This window comes from Psychrobacter sp. UBA3480, from assembly GCF_002377945.1.
Lineage (GTDB): Bacteria > Pseudomonadota > Gammaproteobacteria > Pseudomonadales > Moraxellaceae > Psychrobacter.
The window spans coordinates 77,164-93,993 of sequence record NZ_DFQV01000015.1 but is presented as its reverse complement, the minus strand read 5'-3'; the positions used below and the strand labels follow the sequence as shown (position 1 = coordinate 93,993).

General features: G+C 41.7%; 16 protein-coding genes and 1 pseudogene. 10 read left to right on the top strand and 7 right to left on the bottom strand.

The features are described 5' to 3' along the window. Window positions 1–38 precede the first annotated feature (38 nt). The 5 genes from ccmA (at window position 39) to ccmE (ending at window position 3,517) form a co-directional block, all read left to right on the top strand. A complete protein-coding gene (gene ccmA, locus B2863_RS05750) occupies window positions 39–668 on the top strand; it encodes a heme ABC exporter ATP-binding protein CcmA (RefSeq protein ID WP_296208147.1) in 630 nt (209 codons plus the stop codon). Window positions 669–803: 135 nt separating this feature from the next. Beyond that, window positions 804–1,460: a heme exporter protein CcmB gene (locus tag B2863_RS05745; RefSeq protein ID WP_179799371.1), complete on the top strand. Its 657-nt coding sequence runs from the start codon at window positions 804–806 to the stop codon at window positions 1,458–1,460. 286 nt (window positions 1,461–1,746) lie between these two features. Continuing rightward, window positions 1,747–2,535: a heme ABC transporter permease CcmC gene (ccmC, locus tag B2863_RS05740; protein ID WP_057761594.1), complete on the top strand. Its 789-nt coding sequence runs from the start codon at window positions 1,747–1,749 to the stop codon at window positions 2,533–2,535. 16 nt (window positions 2,536–2,551) lie between these two features. Further along, window positions 2,552–2,773 (top strand): heme exporter protein CcmD, encoded by a 222-nt coding sequence (ccmD, locus tag B2863_RS05735; RefSeq protein ID WP_057761592.1) that lies wholly within the window; start codon window positions 2,552–2,554, stop codon window positions 2,771–2,773. Window positions 2,774–3,016: 243 nt separating this feature from the next. Beyond that, complete coding sequence (gene ccmE / locus B2863_RS05730; RefSeq protein ID WP_201579143.1) at window positions 3,017–3,517, top strand: cytochrome c maturation protein CcmE; 501 nt, start codon at window positions 3,017–3,019, stop codon at window positions 3,515–3,517. 100 nt (window positions 3,518–3,617) lie between these two features. On the opposite strand, the gene B2863_RS05725 is transcribed toward ccmE, so the two are convergent. The 7 genes from B2863_RS05725 to B2863_RS05695 all read right to left on the bottom strand — a co-directional run bounded on the left by B2863_RS05725 (window position 3,618) and on the right by B2863_RS05695 (window position 12,094). Further along, window positions 3,618–4,466: an aldo/keto reductase gene (locus tag B2863_RS05725; protein WP_296208142.1), complete on the bottom strand. Its 849-nt coding sequence runs from the start codon at window positions 4,464–4,466 to the stop codon at window positions 3,618–3,620. Window positions 4,467–4,793: 327 nt separating this feature from the next. Then, on the bottom strand, window positions 4,794–5,771 hold the full coding sequence (locus tag B2863_RS05720; RefSeq protein ID WP_201568699.1) for a MetQ/NlpA family ABC transporter substrate-binding protein: 978 nt from the start codon (window positions 5,769–5,771) through the stop codon (window positions 4,794–4,796). A gap of 170 nt (window positions 5,772–5,941) precedes the next feature. Next, a complete protein-coding gene (locus B2863_RS05715) occupies window positions 5,942–6,598 on the bottom strand; it encodes a methionine ABC transporter permease (protein ID WP_413786650.1) in 657 nt (218 codons plus the stop codon). Window positions 6,599–6,647: 49 nt separating this feature from the next. Next, window positions 6,648–7,418: a methionine ABC transporter ATP-binding protein gene (locus B2863_RS05710; protein WP_057761581.1), complete on the bottom strand. Its 771-nt coding sequence runs from the start codon at window positions 7,416–7,418 to the stop codon at window positions 6,648–6,650. 256 nt (window positions 7,419–7,674) lie between these two features. Then, complete coding sequence (locus tag B2863_RS05705) at window positions 7,675–9,804, bottom strand: sensor histidine kinase (protein WP_296208137.1); 2,130 nt, start codon at window positions 9,802–9,804, stop codon at window positions 7,675–7,677. A gap of 85 nt (window positions 9,805–9,889) precedes the next feature. Further along, on the bottom strand, window positions 9,890–10,612 hold the full coding sequence (locus B2863_RS05700) for a response regulator transcription factor (protein ID WP_057761578.1): 723 nt from the start codon (window positions 10,610–10,612) through the stop codon (window positions 9,890–9,892). A 258-nt stretch (window positions 10,613–10,870) separates the two neighbouring features. Continuing rightward, the gene (locus B2863_RS05695) at window positions 10,871–12,094 is read right to left on the bottom strand and encodes an efflux RND transporter periplasmic adaptor subunit (RefSeq protein ID WP_296208136.1); all 1,224 of its coding nucleotides are present in this window, start codon (window positions 12,092–12,094) and stop codon (window positions 10,871–10,873) included. Window positions 12,095–12,772: 678 nt separating this feature from the next. On the opposite strand from B2863_RS05695, the gene pilG reads away from it, so the two are divergent. The 5 genes and pseudogenes from pilG to B2863_RS05670 all read left to right on the top strand — a co-directional run bounded on the left by pilG (window position 12,773) and on the right by B2863_RS05670 (window position 16,813). Next, a complete protein-coding gene (gene pilG, locus B2863_RS05690; RefSeq protein ID WP_114701589.1) occupies window positions 12,773–13,150 on the top strand; it encodes a twitching motility response regulator PilG in 378 nt (125 codons plus the stop codon). A 170-nt stretch (window positions 13,151–13,320) separates the two neighbouring features. After that, window positions 13,321–13,683, top strand: a complete 363-nt coding sequence (locus B2863_RS05685) for a response regulator (protein ID WP_296208133.1) — start codon at window positions 13,321–13,323, stop codon at window positions 13,681–13,683. 3 nt (window positions 13,684–13,686) lie between these two features. After that, a complete protein-coding gene (locus tag B2863_RS05680) occupies window positions 13,687–14,217 on the top strand; it encodes a chemotaxis protein CheW (RefSeq protein WP_296208131.1) in 531 nt (176 codons plus the stop codon). 315 nt (window positions 14,218–14,532) lie between these two features. After that, window positions 14,533–15,807: pseudogene (locus B2863_RS05675) on the top strand (methyl-accepting chemotaxis protein); the annotation flags it as partial. Between the two features lie 70 nt (window positions 15,808–15,877). Further along, entirely contained in the window at window positions 15,878–16,813 is a 936-nt protein-coding gene (locus tag B2863_RS05670; protein WP_296208128.1) for a CheR family methyltransferase, read from the top strand. Window positions 16,814–16,830: the final 17 nt, after the last annotated feature.

The window sequence follows — 16,830 nt, the reverse complement described above, 5'->3', positions numbered from 1 at the left end:
AATATTGATTGCTGCTTGATAAATAACCAGGGGTTTTGATGACGGTTTTGGATACGCCTTTGCTTGCACTTGAGGAGCTGACAGTTCAGCGCGGTGAGATACCGCTGTGCGAAGGAGTTGCGTTGCAGCTATCTGCGGGTAGTATTTGCCATCTCATCGGGGCAAACGGGACGGGCAAGACCACGTTACTCATGCAGTTGGCTGGATTGTTACCTGTTTTGTCAGGTGAAGTTACTTATCAAGGCCAATCGTGCCTGCCCATCCAGCCTTTATATGTCTCGCACCAGTTGGGCATTCATCCGAATTTGACAGTGGCACAAAACCTAACGTTTCTACTGAACTTATATGGCATTACGCCAAGCGCTACTGATATTGATCATGCGCTCACATGGGTTGGTCTACAAGGGTTTGAAACGATCAGCTCAAGTCACCTGTCCGCTGGGCAAACGCGCCGCATCACACTGGCCAGATTGTACTTGTTAACTCCTGATGTGACACCGCTCTGGTTACTTGATGAGCCTTTCACGGCGCTGGATGTTGATATGGTGGCACGTATGGAAGAGCGGTTATGCGAATTTGCACAGGCTGGCGGGTCGATACTAATGACCAGTCATCAGGCAGTCGGTGTCGCCAATCAAGTGCTCGATTTGTCAGATTACATGGTATAAGTTCGATTGCTATCAGTACCATCAGCATATGTGAAAGGACAAATAATGACAGACCGTCCAATACAAGTAGGATCAGTAGCAGCCATGAATAAAAGTCCAAATGCTATTGTTGCAGCGCCTCGCAGTATTGGGTTTATGCAGCTGTGGCGCCGTGAATGGCAAGTCAAGCAGCAAGGAGCGGTACAATGGTTGTATCCGTTAGTACTGTTCTTAGTGATTATTACTTTGTTTCCGTTGGCAGTCGGTAGTGAGCCTGCGCTATTGCAGCGTCTGGGCGTATCAGCAGTATGGATTGCTGCGTTGCTGTCACTGGTAATGGGCGTTGATGGATTATTCAAGCCTGCGCTTGATAATGGTACGCTTGCGCAATTGGTCGTGGCCAAAGCGTCATTACCGCTATGGGTATTGATTAGACTGGTCATTCATTGGATTTTTAGCAGTGGTATTGTGGCAGCGCTTAGCTTGCTTGCCGTGCCATTATTTCAGCTCAGTTGGTTTGAAGCGTGGATATTGATGGCGTCTATCGTGACAGGTAGCCCAATGCTTTTGATGCTATCCGCGATTGCCAGTAGCTTGACGCTATCGTTAAAGAATGGGGCAGTATTAGTGCCTTTGATTGCTTTACCGATGCAGTTGCCAGTATTGATTTTTGCTACAGGTGCGGTTGATTTATTTGCCTCTGGGCTGAACGGTTTGCCTATTCTAGCCTTATTACTAGCAGGAAGTATTGTTTCTGTCCTAGTTATGCCATGGGTGATTGCTACAACTTTAAAAATGTCATGGCTCAATTAAACGATTTGCTTGTTGCAATCCTAAAGTCCAGTTGTCGAAATTTGATTATTTAAGCCCAGTTATCTAAACCTGGCCATCTAAATCCAGTCATCGAAATCTAGTTATCTGCATCACATGTATTAACATCGTGGTGAAAACTGGCAATTTTGCTATAATAGTCAATTGAATACGTAAACAGCTCTTTGTAGATTCTATCCAGTGTTTAACGCCAGCAGGTGAGTTGATAGTGGTGCCTTTATAGACCGCATCCTTTATCGCCAGTAAGCTGTGTAATAGGTTTCTTCCCATGCCCAACCTGAATAACGTCTCATCCCCTAGCTTGTGGCAGCGCATTTGGCAGGGTTTCTTGACCACTGTGGGTACCAAGCAGTTTTTTCGTATCTTTAGCCCTTGGGTTAAGTGGTTAGCGATATTAGCCAGTCTCTGTTTGCTCATAGGTAGCGTATGGGGCCTTGCTTTTGCGCCGCCTGATTATCTTCAGGGCAATAGCTATCGCATTATATTTATCCATGTTCCAGCGGCCAGTCTTGCCATTTCTATCTATTTTTCCCTTGCAGTTCTAGGGGTGATTTATTTGGTGTGGAAGATTAAGACGGCCAGTTTGGTCGCGCAGGCACTTGCCCCGATGGGGTTTTTGCTGTGTGTCATCAGTTTGCTTACAGGCTCTATCTGGGCGAAACCAACGTGGGGTACTTACTGGGTATGGGATGCACGCCTTACGTCAATGTTGATATTGGCGTTTTTATACGCTGGCGTGATGGCACTGTTTGCCGCTTTTGAGCATACGGCCAATCGTGGTAAAGCGGCCGCTATTTTATCTATTGTGGGCGCAGTGAACCTGCCTATTATCAAGTACTCAGTAGAGTGGTGGAATACCTTGCATCAAGGCGCGACCTTTAGTTTGACCGCCGCACCGAAGATGTCGGCAGATATGTGGATGCCCTTGCTACTGATGATTATCGGCAGCTATTTACTGGTTGCGACATTAGCGATTTATCGTACCAACACGCTGATTTTATACCGTGATCAAGGCAAAGCGTGGGTCAAAGAATACATTCGTGGTCAACACAAATAACGGCTAGGAAAATACTATGCAGCCTTACTTTTATAGCGTATCTGAGTTTTTCGCCATGGGTAAGCATGGGGTTTTTGTGTGGTCGTGCTGGGCGATAACGATCGGCGTGATGCTGGCGTTTATTATCTATAGCCGCAAACAACGACAGTCACTTATCAAACAGCTGACTATTCAGCAAGCGCGTCAAGCACAACGAACCACCAAAACCTCAACGCCTGTAACCAAACAAGCTGAATAAAAATCATCTTAATATCAGGGTTTTAGCGTAAGAAACCGTATCTTTACACTGACAAAAATATGACCTTATAGGCAGTGATGAGGCTTATTGATTCGGCCGAAAAATGCTACCATATAGCGATTAGAAGAGTACGATTAGAAAGACATTTTCAGAACGTTTTTCTAATGGTAGTTTCTTCAAATTTTTCTGTTTTATAGATTGATTATGGTTTATAAAACAGTGACTCATTAATGGGGTAGTGGTATGAATGCAGTTCGTCGGAAAAAACTGACGTGGGTTATGTTTACGCTGGTAGGTGCGGCAGTAGCAGTTATGTTGGTTATCTATGCTATTGGACAGCAAACTGACTACTACTTTGATGCAACCGCTATTGCCCAAGGTGAAGCGCCTCAAGACAAACGTATTCGTGCTGGAGGTATGGTGGTTGCAGGTAGTGTGCAGCGTGCAGCAGACAATCCATTAAATGTTGAGTTTGCGATTACTGATTTTCAGTCAACCGTGCCAGTAACTTACCAAGGTATCCTGCCAGACTTATTTGCTGAAAATTCAGGTGTCGTGGCTACGGGTAAAATGCAGGGCGATACTTTCGTCGCTGGTGAAGTACTGGCTAAACATGACGAAAACTATATGCCACCAGAAGTCGCCAAATCTATGAAAGAAAACAATCGCAGTGGAGCGATACCTACTTCTGAACAGTATAATCCTGCTGAAAAAATACATGAGACTGAAACGCTGCAACAGTAATGATTGTGAGTTTTTATACCACATAAAAAAGCCACCGATAATCGGTGGCTTTTTATTGAGCTTTGTTTAGCTAATCAGCTAATCGTAATTATTAACCCTGTTAGTCATCCCATACTGGACTATAGTCAGGATGTTCAATTTTACGACCGTCAGAGCTGGCTAGGTTACCGATTTTTTCTAACTCATCTGCACTTAACTCAACTTTAATGGCATCTAGATTGCCTTGCAAGTGATCAGGGTTAGACGTTTTCGGAATAGCCACACGATGCTTGTCTGATAAGATCCATGCTAGTGAGATTTGTGCTGGCGTTACGTTGTGCTTATCTGCAATCTCTTTAATTACTGCGTTATCAAATACATCACCACGCGCTAATGGCGAGTAGGCTTCTAGTAGAATATGATGATTATTTAAGAAGGTCTGCAATGTGTTTTGTTTAATGAACGGATGAAACTCTACTTGGTTGACGACGATAGGCACATCAGCATATTTCTTGGCTTCAATGATATTAGCAATATTGAAGTTTGAAACACCAATATGACGCGTCAAACCTTGCTTTTGGAGTTCACACAGCGCAGGAATGGTCTCAGATAACGGCACGCGGTCATCAGGCCAGTGCAACAGCAACAGATCGACATAATCTGTACCCAAATCTTCCAAAGAACGCTTGGCTGCTGCGACCAGTTTTTCCGGTTCAAACTTCATATCATCTGGAAAAATCTTGGTAGTCAAAAAGAACTTATCACGAGCCACGCCTGATTGTCTGATGCCTTCGCCAACTTCTTTTTCGTTACCATAAGCTTGAGCGGTATCGATATGCTCATAACCCATTTCTAATGCTTTTTTGACCACATCTACGCAATCTTGGCCAGTTGACTGCCAAGTACCTAGCCCTAGGATAGGGATATTTGCTTGTCCAGCGGTACGAATATTATAGTTTTCAGCGCTCATATTATTATCCTTGTTATATGTATCTTATAATTTTCATTAGTTTTAAATGTCATCAATAGTATGGTTTAACGAGTAAATTACTATTAAGCATGTCCACTATAAGAAAAACCAAAGACAAGTGGAAGAGTGAGTGACGGTTTCCTACAAAGGGCAAACAGGCTGTAACGTGATTTTTGATAGTTATTTAATGCACAGTTAGTCTTTTGATAACGGTATTGGAAGACAGCACTCCCAAAATTAAAGACAAAAAAACGCCCATCACTCTAAGCAATGGGCGTTTCTATTAATCATAACACCTAAAAAACTAGGTACTTTTGATTTAAAGTCTTATTGAGCAGCTGCTTCTGCAGTTTCTGGAGCGTCAGCGCTTTCAGTTTTAGCAGCAGTGTCCGTATGTGCGCTATGATCAGTACCCCAGATTTTTGGGTACTTGTAGCCAGGGAACGTTTCATGAGCATACTTTTTGAAAGCTTCTGAGTTATAAGCGTTGGTCACATCTTCAACCCATTTTTTACCAGTATCAGCAGATTTGATTGCTGACCAGTTTACATAAGCAAAGCTTGGCTCTTGGAACAATGCTTCGGTCAATTTGATACCAGAGTCAGTAGCATAGTTACCGTTGATAACTGCAAAGTCAACTTCATCACGCGCGCGTGGTAATTGAGCAGCTTCTAGTTCAACGATTTCGATATCGTATTTGCTGTTATCAGCGATATCTGCTTTTGATGCTGTCAATGGATCGATGTTGTCTTTCAATTTGATCCAGCCAAGATCGTTCATCATAACCAAAGCACGTGCAAAGTTACTTGGATCGTTTGGTGCAGAGACACTCATACCTTTAAATGCATCATCAAGGCTAGTCTTTTTACCTGAGTAGATACCAAGCGGAGCCGTTGGTACTTGGAATGCTTCTACTAGATCAAGATTGTTTTCTTTTTTGAAATTATCAAGATAAGGTTTGTGCTGGAAGATGTTGATATCCAAATCGCCTTCAGCCAATGCAAGGTTAGGACGGACATAGTCAGTAAAAGCAATCAACTCAACTTCATAACCTTGAGCTTCAAGCGTGCTCTTTACTTGGTTACGAACCATATCAGCAAAATCGCCTTCAGTCGTACCAATAACGATTTTGGTATGATCAGGATCGATATCGCTAGCGGCAGTTTCTGCAGTGGCACCTTCGGTTACTGGCTCTTTAGTCGCTTCTGGCGCTGATGAATTGCTGCAACCAACTAAGACTAGACCTGATACACCAACAGCGGCAAATGCGGTAGCTAACTGACGGCTGATATCTGTTAATTTCATAATATGTCCTTAATAATGAATGGGGTTGAGTAAAGCGTTTATCGTCTGAACATTAAAAAAGCAACATTATAAATAGTAATGCTGCTTTTGTTGTAAGAGCTGAGATAAGGGTTGAGTGTTGCCAAAAATAAACCTAGTCGCTCGTAAAGTCAAGTATTCTCTAAAGCGGTTTAACGTTTGTCTAAACGATTAGCGAGCCAGTTACCAGAGGCTTGAATCGAGATGACCATGATTGATAATACAATCACGATAAAAATCATTACCTCGGTTTGATAGCGATAATAGCCATAACGAATGGCTAGATCACCCAAACCGCCACCACCGATCATACCAGCGGCTGCTGAATAAGAGAGCAAGCTGATACAAAGAATAGTGACTGACAATACTAAACCTGAGCGCGCTTCATTAAGTAGTACTTTAATAATGGTAAAAGGTCGTGCCCCCATCGATTCAGTTGCTTCGATAATACCGCGCGGCACTTCACGCAAATTTTGCTCGACCAAACGCGCAAAATAAAACGAACCAGCGATAGCAAGTACCAGTGATGCAGCGATCGGTCCGATACCCGTACCAACGATGGCCTTGGTAAACGGACTCATCGCAATCATCAAAATCACGAAAGGGAAAGCACGCATAAAGTTGGTAATACCGCCAAGCACGCCGTACAACGTCTTGTTTTGCAAAAACTGTCGATCACTAGACAAAAACAAGAATACGCCAAACAGTCCACCGATGACGATTGCGACCGTGGTCGAAATACCAAGCATCACAAATGTATCAATAAACGCGCTCACGATCTCTTTGCGTAACACAAGTAGCTTGTCTATAGAGGCGGATAATTCAGTACCAGTTAACATATCTATTTCTCCTGCCTCATTAGTCCTCGACGACTAGGCCTTTGCCAATCGGGGTGGTTGCTTGAATCAGACCGTCTCGCACATCCGCAACTTCTAATAGTTGTCCTTGATGCAATAACGCTGCGCGATCACAAAGTCTACGAATAACACTCATCTCATGGGTCACGATGACGATAGTCACGCCAAGTTGCTCATTAATATCGCGCAGACAAGTCAGCAAACTACGGGTCGTGGCAGGGTCAAGCGCACTGGTTGGCTCATCGGCCAACAATACTTTTGGGCTAGGGGCAATCGCGCGAGCAATACCCACACGCTGTTTTTGTCCACCTGATAACTGCGCAGGGTAGTGGCCAGCACGATCGGTCAAATCAACAATCGCAAGACAATCCATGACGCGTTTATGAATGTCACGACTTGGATAACCAGAGATTTTTAAGTTAAATGCCACGTTGTCAAAAACCGTTTGATTAGACATCAGATTAAACTGCTGAAAAATCATACCGATATTATGACGGGCAATGCGTAGCTCACTGGCAGACAGCGTGGTTAGGTCAGTACCGTCTATCACGACTTGACCCGAATCTGGACGTTCAAGCATGTTGATTAGGCGCAATAAGGTAGATTTACCTGCACCTGAATAACCCATTAGACCAAAGATTTCGCCTTGTTTGATAGTCAGAGATGTCGGCTCAACAGCGGTAAACCAATGTGGTTTGCCGTCTTTGTCTTTGATTGATCGGTCGCTTAAAAAACTTTTGGTCACATCGTTTAAGACAATCATGTCATTCATGGAGGGCTCAAAATTTAATAAATTTTTTAATGGTTAAAAACGCGTCATCAGGCCTCTTTCAATATGTAAGAAGCTCGTCAAAACGACAACAGTCAATAACCGTATAATAAGGGGCGGTAATATAGCATATTATCAGGCACTTTGGATATGCACATACGTGTCCGGCTTATGATTAATAGCTATTAAGAATAAGCAGTTAAAATGGCAAGTGTGAAGGTGACAGCGTGATAGCTATCTATATAACGATAGGGATTGATTACTCGTGATAGTTGTAATGAGGGTCATGATGAATGGGGATGGTCACCAAAAATCTAGTATGACCATTTAACGTATCTGTAATAATTCGTCCTTGATGAGCGGTAACGATTTGTGAGACTAACGATAACCCTAATCCAGAGCCTTTGTTTTTCTGCTGCAAACGTACAAATGGGCTAAAGACTTCTTCTCGCTTACCTTCAGGGATACCAGTGCCTTCATCGATTACAGCCAGCACGGCATATTTTGGCAAAGGACGTTCAGGTTCAGTTTTGGCTTTCTTCATATGCTTAGCAAATAAGCCTTCTTTACGCACGATTGCGCCTGAGTTCTCATTATTTGAGCTATTAGATTTAGCGTCATCTTTCGTATTATTTGAGCCGTTGTTTTTAATAGCGGTATCAGTAATAGATTTATCTGATTTTTGAGCGCTATTATCGACAAGAGTGCCAGTATTCTCGCTTTCTACGTTGCTTATAGAGCTTATTGGTGTTACTTCAGTCACATTAGCATTGTTGGTATTATCGGCGTCGTTAGTAGGTTCAGTAGAATCTGGAACAGCTCTCCAAATAACTTTCTTAATTCTGTCAGTCAACTCACTGGTAAAGCTGTAATAGTCAGCAAGTAGTGATGTTTCGCCAGTAGTAGGTTGGGGTTTGCTAGCACTGTCTATTAAGCTGCCATCTGAAAGGTCGTTATCAATACTAGCGTCATCGTTGCTCTCGTTGTTTTCGTTGCGAGCAGCTATGTCTTCACCGTTTTTGTAGATGATAGGCGTCGGTAGCTCTGCTATTGAGTCAGTCGTTTCGGATTTATTTTTATCAACCGAACTAGTAGCTTCATGTTTAGTAGTATGGTTTTCAATTACCTTGGCATCAGCGTTTTCTTCATAATCGTCAAAATCTAAACTGTTGTAATCGACAAAGCTACTGCATAGCACGGTTTGTAATAGATAGTCAGGCACAGTTCCAGCTTCTTCTATGCTCTGAACACCATATAACAATACCGTAACAGGTGGCTTGCCATGTAGCATAGCGTTGGTAAGTAAATTACGAATCAAATGAGTCAACATTGATGATTGACCATCTATCACGATGTGCTCACCAATGAGCGTGGCTTCAGGATAGTGCTGACGTTCTTGATTTACCAAATCGTATAAATCTAAGTTTTCAACTTGCTGTAAGGCATGACCTGCATCCAAACGGCTAACCAATAATATGCTTTCTACTAAGTCATTAAGACCTGACAAGTCTCTATTGATTGCTTGTGCACGTTTATCGAACTTTGCTTTGGTATCAGTTGGCAGCGCACCAGCCAACATATCCATCATCTCAATCTGTAGACGAATACGTGTAATCGGTGTACGCAGCTCATGAGAGGCATGTGCCAGCAGCAAATTATTGGCATCAATTAAGTGTTCAATTTTTTGCGCCGCTTGGTTGAATCCGCGTGCTAGTGCAGCGATTTCATCATTACCACGCGCATTCACTCGCACCGTAAAATCACCATCACCCAATTGAGTCATTTGCTGGCTTAACTGGTCAATACGCCATGTCATCGTCCGTGCAATCAACCATAGTACACCTGCCATAATGAGCAAGAGTAGTAGCGTACCAGTGAACAAGTTCAAGGCTGCAGAAAGGACAGGTTTTTTAGGCGTTAGACGTGATTCGTATAATAAGGTATAACCCGTACTGCTATACACTTGGGCTTGTTTGATAGGTGATGTATCTGCAAGTGACGGAAAAACGCGTGAAAATAAAGACGGAGTAGGGGGAAGCTCTAGGGGTAAGTCACTGTTGTCAGTTTGCATGAGCAGTCGACCTTCACTGTCATACAATCCCATTTTTGCTTGCAGTGATTCATCAAAAATATCAAAGCTTTTCTTAACGACAGCCAGCATGAAACGCGACTGCAAACGATTGTCTTTGCTGATGGAAATATTCAATTCGTGCAAGAATGGATCGATTTGCCCCAAAATCTGCGTGGCTAATATCTCTGAGCGAATACCAGCGTCTTTGTCATGAACAAGTTGGGTCAACAGCACCATTGCCACAGCAAATAAAGTAAGTGCCAGCATAACGCTGGCAAATAGTTTGGCAAATACGGAACGAAAACCCAATTGCTGCATTAAACGATCTCTATTATTAAACGCTTGTACCGACTCATGATATAGAGTTTACACCATGAGTCAGCTAATTAGGCATCCTTTGTGATTACACTTGATCAGTGGCAAATTGATAGCCGACGCCACGTACGGTAATAATACGTTTTGGTTGGCGTGGATTGTCTTCAATTAAAGCACGTAGACGCGAAATATGTACATCAATTGCACGGTCAATGTTGTCTGAACTGTCATCATTTGGCATCGCTTGCCAGAGCTGTTCACGATTTAAGACCTTGCCAGAATGAGTGGCGAAGTAATGTAACAACTGAAACTGATGCGTGGTTAGACGTACCGGTTGGTCATCGATAGTGACTTCATGACTATCAGGGAACACACTCAAACGGCCAAAGGTTAAGCTGTCTGATTGGCTATCGGCTTGATTTGGTTGCTCATGACGACGAATAACCGCACGAATACGAGCTAAAAGCTCACGTGGCTCAAAAGGCTTGGCGATATAATCGTCAGCACCCATCTCCAGCCCCAATACGCGATCGGTTGTATCGCCTTTTGCGGTTAGCATAATAATAGGCACTTTATTGGTCATGTTGTTCTTGTTGCCACGAATCTTTTGACATACTTGCATACCGTCCATATCAGGTAGCATAAGATCCAATACAACCAAGTCAATATCGCGCTCTTTGGTGTCTAATAAGTCGAGACCTTCTTGACCAAGACCAGCATGATGCACGTCATAATAGTTCATGGTCAAATAATCGCTGATCAGCTCAGCCAAATCTGGATCGTCTTCAATCAATAAAATCTGCTTACTCATGGGATGTCCTCTAATTGTTATTGTGATTTATAAAAATATAACGTTTTCGGTAATGATGAGCTGTTGGAAATAATAAATAATTAAACTATTAAGCCTCTATGTTTTCAAATATACAGAATAGCGCATAATTAAATGTAATCGTATTTTAATACTCGGATAATGCTATATATAATAGGGCCATATTGCCTAATTATGCTGTTACAAAACAAGAGAAGCTTTGTTAATGTTTCTACGCAATGTAACTGTCAGCATAAGCTATTATGACACAATGACTTTTTTACCTTTAGAATCAACAGGTAAGTCCGCCAAACAAATCAAGCTATCATTGCTCACACCTGCTATCAAATACTGCTGCGTAGTAGGATCGTATTCCACTACCTCAATAGGTTGACGCGTTAGACGCTGATCTTGGCCTATAATCCAAACATTCGCAGTCAATGGTTGTAGCGGCATATAAGGAGGAGTTTGCAACTCTGTTAGGTCGACATCGTGTAGCGCGCGCTTAGGTACGATAGTGCCAACATCTATTTGACCATAATTGACGCGCCCTGTGACTTTCATATTTGGCAGTAACTTATCACGACTTACTTCGTTGTCGATGACATTAACATAGACCAAGAGCTTTTTGGGCTGACTGGTCGATACCAGTTTGCTGACCTGTCCCGTAAACTTGTCTGAGATACCTTCGGCGGTAAAATTGACCGTTTGTCCCACTGAAAGCTGCGGTTTTGCTTGTATGGGCAGGGTAGCCATAAAATGTAGCTTGGTTTCGTCACTGATCTGTAGTAGAGACGCGCGCGCCGCTAGCTGTTGTCCTGCACTAGCAGATAAGTTTTCTACCCGCCCCGAAAAGCTGGCATGAATGGTAATCGAATTATACGGTGCATCTTGTTTGGCAGTATTAATGTCTGCATCTTGATTAATAGAGTTCTTGCTATCAGCATCTATCGCAGAGTTTGCTTCTAACGTTTTATTACTGTCAGTTTTTCTTACAACAGCGATATCTGTGTCTGGCGCAGCTTGTGCAGATTTAGCATCAGAGTTTTGCGTATCTTCTGGATTGGCTTTGTTAACATCGTTTGATTCTACATTACCTTGTTCAGGCTTTTTCAAATCTTCAGCTTTGCTAGCCGTACCCACACGCCTAAAGACAAGCAATGGCGTGCCTTTTTCAACCCATTGACCTTCACTAACCAGTGTCTTTTCTATACGAATCGGATGTACCGCAACAAATGTGGTCTGCTTGATAGGTTCGATATTACCTTGTAATCCGAGACTCGGCTGATACCTTGAAGGTTTAATACTCAAGATATGTTCTGGTGTCATTGTGACACTGTCGCTTGTGATGATAAGTGGCGTGTCTGCGGTCTCTTCTTCAGTGTCAGTAACAGCTGATTCATTTATAGGTGACGGCTGACAAGCAGCGATAAATAGCACGCTGAATAAATAGAGGCTTTTTCTTAAATATCTAGAAGCTGTCATAGCAGTCACCATTATAATCGTCATATCATTATATAGTGAATTGCAATGTGGTGGAACGACTGTAAAATATTTACTAAACTTAAGAAAGTTGATGATCCAAACAATAGGCAGAGTTGCAGTTACACCTTTATAAATAAGAATAGCTATTTATGATACTAGCGAGTTCGAACATAATTTCACTAATCACTGGCAAAGTGAAAGTAACTGTGCTAAAACAAACACTATAGAATATCTTGATACATTTTTATTACAAATGAAAATTATCCTGCAATGTTTTCATCGTTTATATATAATGCAGAAATATCATATAGTTGTTTGTCTCGTTAATTGAACCTTTTATCTTTAACGAAGGTTGTTTTGAAAGTACTTTGTATATGCTTAACGTCAATATTATTTCACTTGAGGTTTATGAATGTAGAGTATTATGTCCAAAACTATAAGCTCAAAACCTGATTTTTTGAGTTTACAAATAATAAAGTGCGTATAGTAGCTCATGTTTACACTGTGCTTAGTAGGCAGATACTAAAAGCAAATACTCGCTGTTGTGGTGAATTTTAATGTAAATCCAATCACTCATATTTGTCTAATAATATGTGATATAGCAGTTTAGGATAGTTATTTAAAATTTATATTAGTAGATAGCGTTACGAATAAATAGCCGTTTATAGGACAATGAGAATGGAAAATAATTTTGATGGTTTGAAAGTAATGGTGATTGATGATTCAAAAACCATCCGCCGTACTGCAGAAACCTTATTACAAAAAGCGGGCTGTGAAGTAGTAACCGCTATAGATGGTTTCGATGCATTAGCAAAGATTGTAGATAACAATCCAGATATCATTTTTGTTGACATCATGATGCCACGTTTAGATGGTTATCAGACTTGTGCACTAATAAAAAACAACCCTGATTACGCAAATAAGCCAGTGATTATGCTTTCATCCAAAGATGGATTGTTTGACAAAGCACGTGGCCGTATTGTTGGCTCTGATGAATACTTAACTAAGCCGTTCAGCAAAGATGAGCTTTTTGATGCCATTAATCAATACCGCTAATCGATTAAATATAGACTTAAATACGTTGGTTGTTATTATTGACATAGATTGCTCAATACTGAGGAATCATGATTAAGAAATTGCTAACAATAAAATTTTAGGTAATCGTTTTAATCGTTTTAATTGAACAATATATCCTCGTGGTATCTTAGAAAATAAAGGAAACTCCTATGGCTACCGTTTTAGTCATTGACGACTCGCCATCAGAAATGGCGAAATTTCGCGATATGCTTGCCAAAAATAACTTCCAAGTACTGGAAGCGACAAACGGTGAGCAAGGCTGCCAAATGGCAGCTGATCATTTACCAGATGTTATTTTGATGGACGTGGTAATGCCTGAAATGAATGGTTTTCAAGCCACACGTAAGATTACTCGTGGTAAAACTACTGCTCATATTCCTGTCATTATGATTAGCACCAAAAATCAAGAGACAGATAGAGTTTGGGGCAAGCGTCAAGGCGCTAAAGAGTATATGAACAAGCCAGTTGATGAAAGTGGATTGGTCAATATGATTCGCAAAGTGATGGAGTAACTTGTGGCTTCTAGAGGGTTTATTGAGCTTCTGCGTCTAGCAGACTTGGCACGTGCACGTAAAAGTGGCCGCCGTGGTGGACAAGAGTTTGACTGGCAAGGTGTGGTATTTGAAATAGGGGGTCAGCGCTTAGTTGCTCCTATGGGTCAAGTATCAGAGGTATTAACTATGCCAGAATATACTAGCTTACCTCTAGTCAAGCCATGGATGCTAGGTATAGCTAATATTCGTGGACGCCTACTGCCTCTAACGGACTTATCACATTTTTTGCAAGTACCTAGTCGCTTGACACAAATGAGCCAACGAAAGGTTATTGTTATCGATTATGACAATATTTTTTCAGGACTGCTGGTTGATCAAGTACTTGGTATTGAACAGTTTACTCATGACCAATACCGTCCAGAAGCCATCGATCATGACTCGCCATTTGCGCCTTATAATCATGGTAAGTTTTTTAAAAATGACCAAGACTGGTATGTTTTTATGCCAAGCTTGCTTGCGCAGGATACTCAGTATTCAGATGCTGCAATATAATTGTCGATAATAGAATACCTGTCTTTTAAGTAACGACAGAATAATAGCAACTGACAAGATACAGTTTGATGTCAGCATTTATACAGGCTTTGCTAATCATTGTTTAGATAACAACAAGATTTTCAAAGTCGGTCACGATTAGACTTTGACGATTGTTTGAAAGGAATATGCAAGATGAGTGATGTTATAAAGAAACCTGTAGCTGGTATGGCTAACACAACAGCAGACAGCAAAGATGCTGATGGTACGTGGAAACTATTATTAGGATTTTTTGTTTTATTAAGTTTGGCCTGTCTGATTTGGTTGATTAACTCTCTATCATCAGTAAGTCAGTATTTTAGTAGCTTTAATCAGTCGGTTATCATACCAGCGGCTATATTTGCCCTTGGGGCGTTAGGTATTTTATTTGCTTCGTATCAGCTATTGAAGCAGCGAGGTGGTTCAGAGCGATTGCTTATTGAGAAAGAAACGCTGCGTCGTCGTCAAGAAGCAGAAGCTGAGTCTGAACGAGCTCGCCAAATTCAAGAAGAGAACGAACGTAATCAGATCGCTATTCTACGTCTGCTTGATGAGTTGGGTGATTTGGCAGAAGGTGATTTGACCGTTAATGCAACTGTATCAGAAGACTTTACAGGGGCGATTGCCGACTCGGTCAACTTTGCAATTGACCAATTACGTCAGTTGGTTTTGGTTATTAACAGCACTGCTGATCGCGTATCGCAATCTTCAGATCAAACGCAGATGAATGCTGTTGAATTGGCTGAAGCTTCTGAACACCAAGCACAAGAAATTGCTGGTGTATCGGCTGCTATTAATGAGATGACTGTTTCAATTGATCAGGTTTCGAACAATGCTGCAGAATCTGCAACGGTTGCCCAGCGCTCAGTTGCTATCTCCCATAATGGAGCAGAAGTTGTACAGCGCTCTATTGAAGGTATGAACGTTATTCGTGATCAGATTCAAGAAACGTCAAAACGTATCAAACGTCTCGGTGAGTCTTCGCAAGAAATTGGTGATATCGTTGGACTAATTAATGATATTGCCGATCAGACTAACGTTTTGGCATTGAACGCCGCTATTCAGGCATCGATGGCAGGGGAAGCGGGCCGAGGCTTCGCGGTTGTTGCTGATGAGGTTCAGCGTCTGGCTGAGCGTTCAGCGAACGCTACTAAGCAGATTGAAACATTGGTAAAAACCATTCAGGCCGATACCAATGAAGCAGTTATGTCAATGGAATCAACAACTTCTGAAGTTGTGCGCGGTGCACGCTTAGCGAAAGATGCGGGTGAAGCACTAGAAGAAGTACAGAGCGTTTCTAATACTTTGGCTGACTTGATTCAAAACATCTCAAACGCTGCATTACAACAAGCTGAGTCTGCTGGTCATATTTCTCACACCATGAATATCATTCAAGATATTACTTCACAAACCTCATCTGGTACCATGGCGACAGCCCGCTCTATTGGTGAGCTAAGTGAAATGGCAGCAGCGCTACAGGAGTCAGTGACTGGTTTTAAAGTAACGAATGATGACGAGCTGTTAGATGATGAAATGCTAAATACTGAGCATGAGTTATCAGAAAGTGTCTAATGCTAGCTTTTACCATAAAGTAATGCTGTGAGAAGTTTAATTATGTGCAGCACAAATTATAGTAGGTAACGTGAATAAACTTACTAAAGCAGATAAAAAGCCACTGAGTACAGTCGAATTTGCATCGAGCAATGCCTTAATGCAATACGATCATTTTGACGTACAAAAGTGGCAAAAGTACATAGAGAAAGAAATCGGTTTTGTGCTTCCAGATATACAGCTACAGTGGTTCATTAATGCAATTGAGTGTGTGGCAAAATCGAATGGATCAACTGCTGAGCAGCTATGGTATAACCTACCGAAGGACAATGAGTTACGTCAGCGACTATTAGATAAGGTACTGATTCATGAAAGTCGTTTTTTTCGTCATAAGCCTTCTATAGATTTTGTCATAAAATGTGCATCGCAGTATCGAACAGTAGACAATAATAAAGCCTTGTTCCGTATTTGGAGTGTGGGTTGTGCAAGTGGACAGGAAGCTTGGTCATTAGCTATGAGTCTATCAGCACAGCAATTTTCAAATTATTCAATACTAGGAACGGACGTTAGTGAAGAGGCAATTAAAAATGCACGTCTTGGACAGTATGACAAACGCCAACAGTGCTTAATTCCGCAACTGTGTCAGCAATTTATTCAACCGCTTCTAACTAAAAGTGAGACAAATAATACGAATGATAGTTTGTCTCCTACGCCAGAAGTGAATGATAGTATACAGCCAAACTGGCAAGTAGAGCCTAAATTACGCCCACACGTCAGTTTTTCTGTACATAATATTATTGAAAAAACCCCACCTACCGCTCACCCTCAACATGTGATTATTTGTCAAAATATGCTGCTATATTTTCGAAAATTCGATCAGCGTGATATTTTGACTCGGCTAGCAGAGCAGTGTACGTTAGGGGGATATATTATATTGGCTCCAGGTGAGGCGTTGTTCTGGCGTCCTTCAAATATGCGCCGTATTGCGCACCCACAGGTTAATGTGTGGCAAAAAATTAGTGCCTAAATTAGTGCATAGACGAG

Coding starts and splice junctions, on each gene's coding strand:
- B2863_RS05685 (WP_296208133.1), top strand. CDS start 13,321: ATGGCTACCGTTTTAGTCATTGACGACTCGCCATCAGAAATGGCGAAA.
- ccmE (WP_201579143.1), top strand. CDS start 3,017: ATGAATGCAGTTCGTCGGAAAAAACTGACGTGGGTTATGTTTACGCTG.
- B2863_RS05700 (WP_057761578.1), bottom strand. CDS start 10,612: ATGAGTAAGCAGATTTTATTGATTGAAGACGATCCAGATTTGGCTGAG.
- B2863_RS05720 (WP_201568699.1), bottom strand. CDS start 5,771: ATGAAATTAACAGATATCAGCCGTCAGTTAGCTACCGCATTTGCCGCT.
- B2863_RS05710 (WP_057761581.1), bottom strand. CDS start 7,418: ATGAATGACATGATTGTCTTAAACGATGTGACCAAAAGTTTTTTAAGC.
- ccmD (WP_057761592.1), top strand. CDS start 2,552: ATGCAGCCTTACTTTTATAGCGTATCTGAGTTTTTCGCCATGGGTAAG.
- B2863_RS05745 (WP_179799371.1), top strand. CDS start 804: ATGCAGCTGTGGCGCCGTGAATGGCAAGTCAAGCAGCAAGGAGCGGTA.
- ccmA (WP_296208147.1), top strand. CDS start 39: ATGACGGTTTTGGATACGCCTTTGCTTGCACTTGAGGAGCTGACAGTT.
- pilG (WP_114701589.1), top strand. CDS start 12,773: ATGGAAAATAATTTTGATGGTTTGAAAGTAATGGTGATTGATGATTCA.
- B2863_RS05705 (WP_296208137.1), bottom strand. CDS start 9,804: ATGCAGCAATTGGGTTTTCGTTCCGTATTTGCCAAACTATTTGCCAGC.
- B2863_RS05725 (WP_296208142.1), bottom strand. CDS start 4,466: ATGAGCGCTGAAAACTATAATATTCGTACCGCTGGACAAGCAAATATC.
- ccmC (WP_057761594.1), top strand. CDS start 1,747: ATGCCCAACCTGAATAACGTCTCATCCCCTAGCTTGTGGCAGCGCATT.
- B2863_RS05695 (WP_296208136.1), bottom strand. CDS start 12,094: ATGACAGCTTCTAGATATTTAAGAAAAAGCCTCTATTTATTCAGCGTG.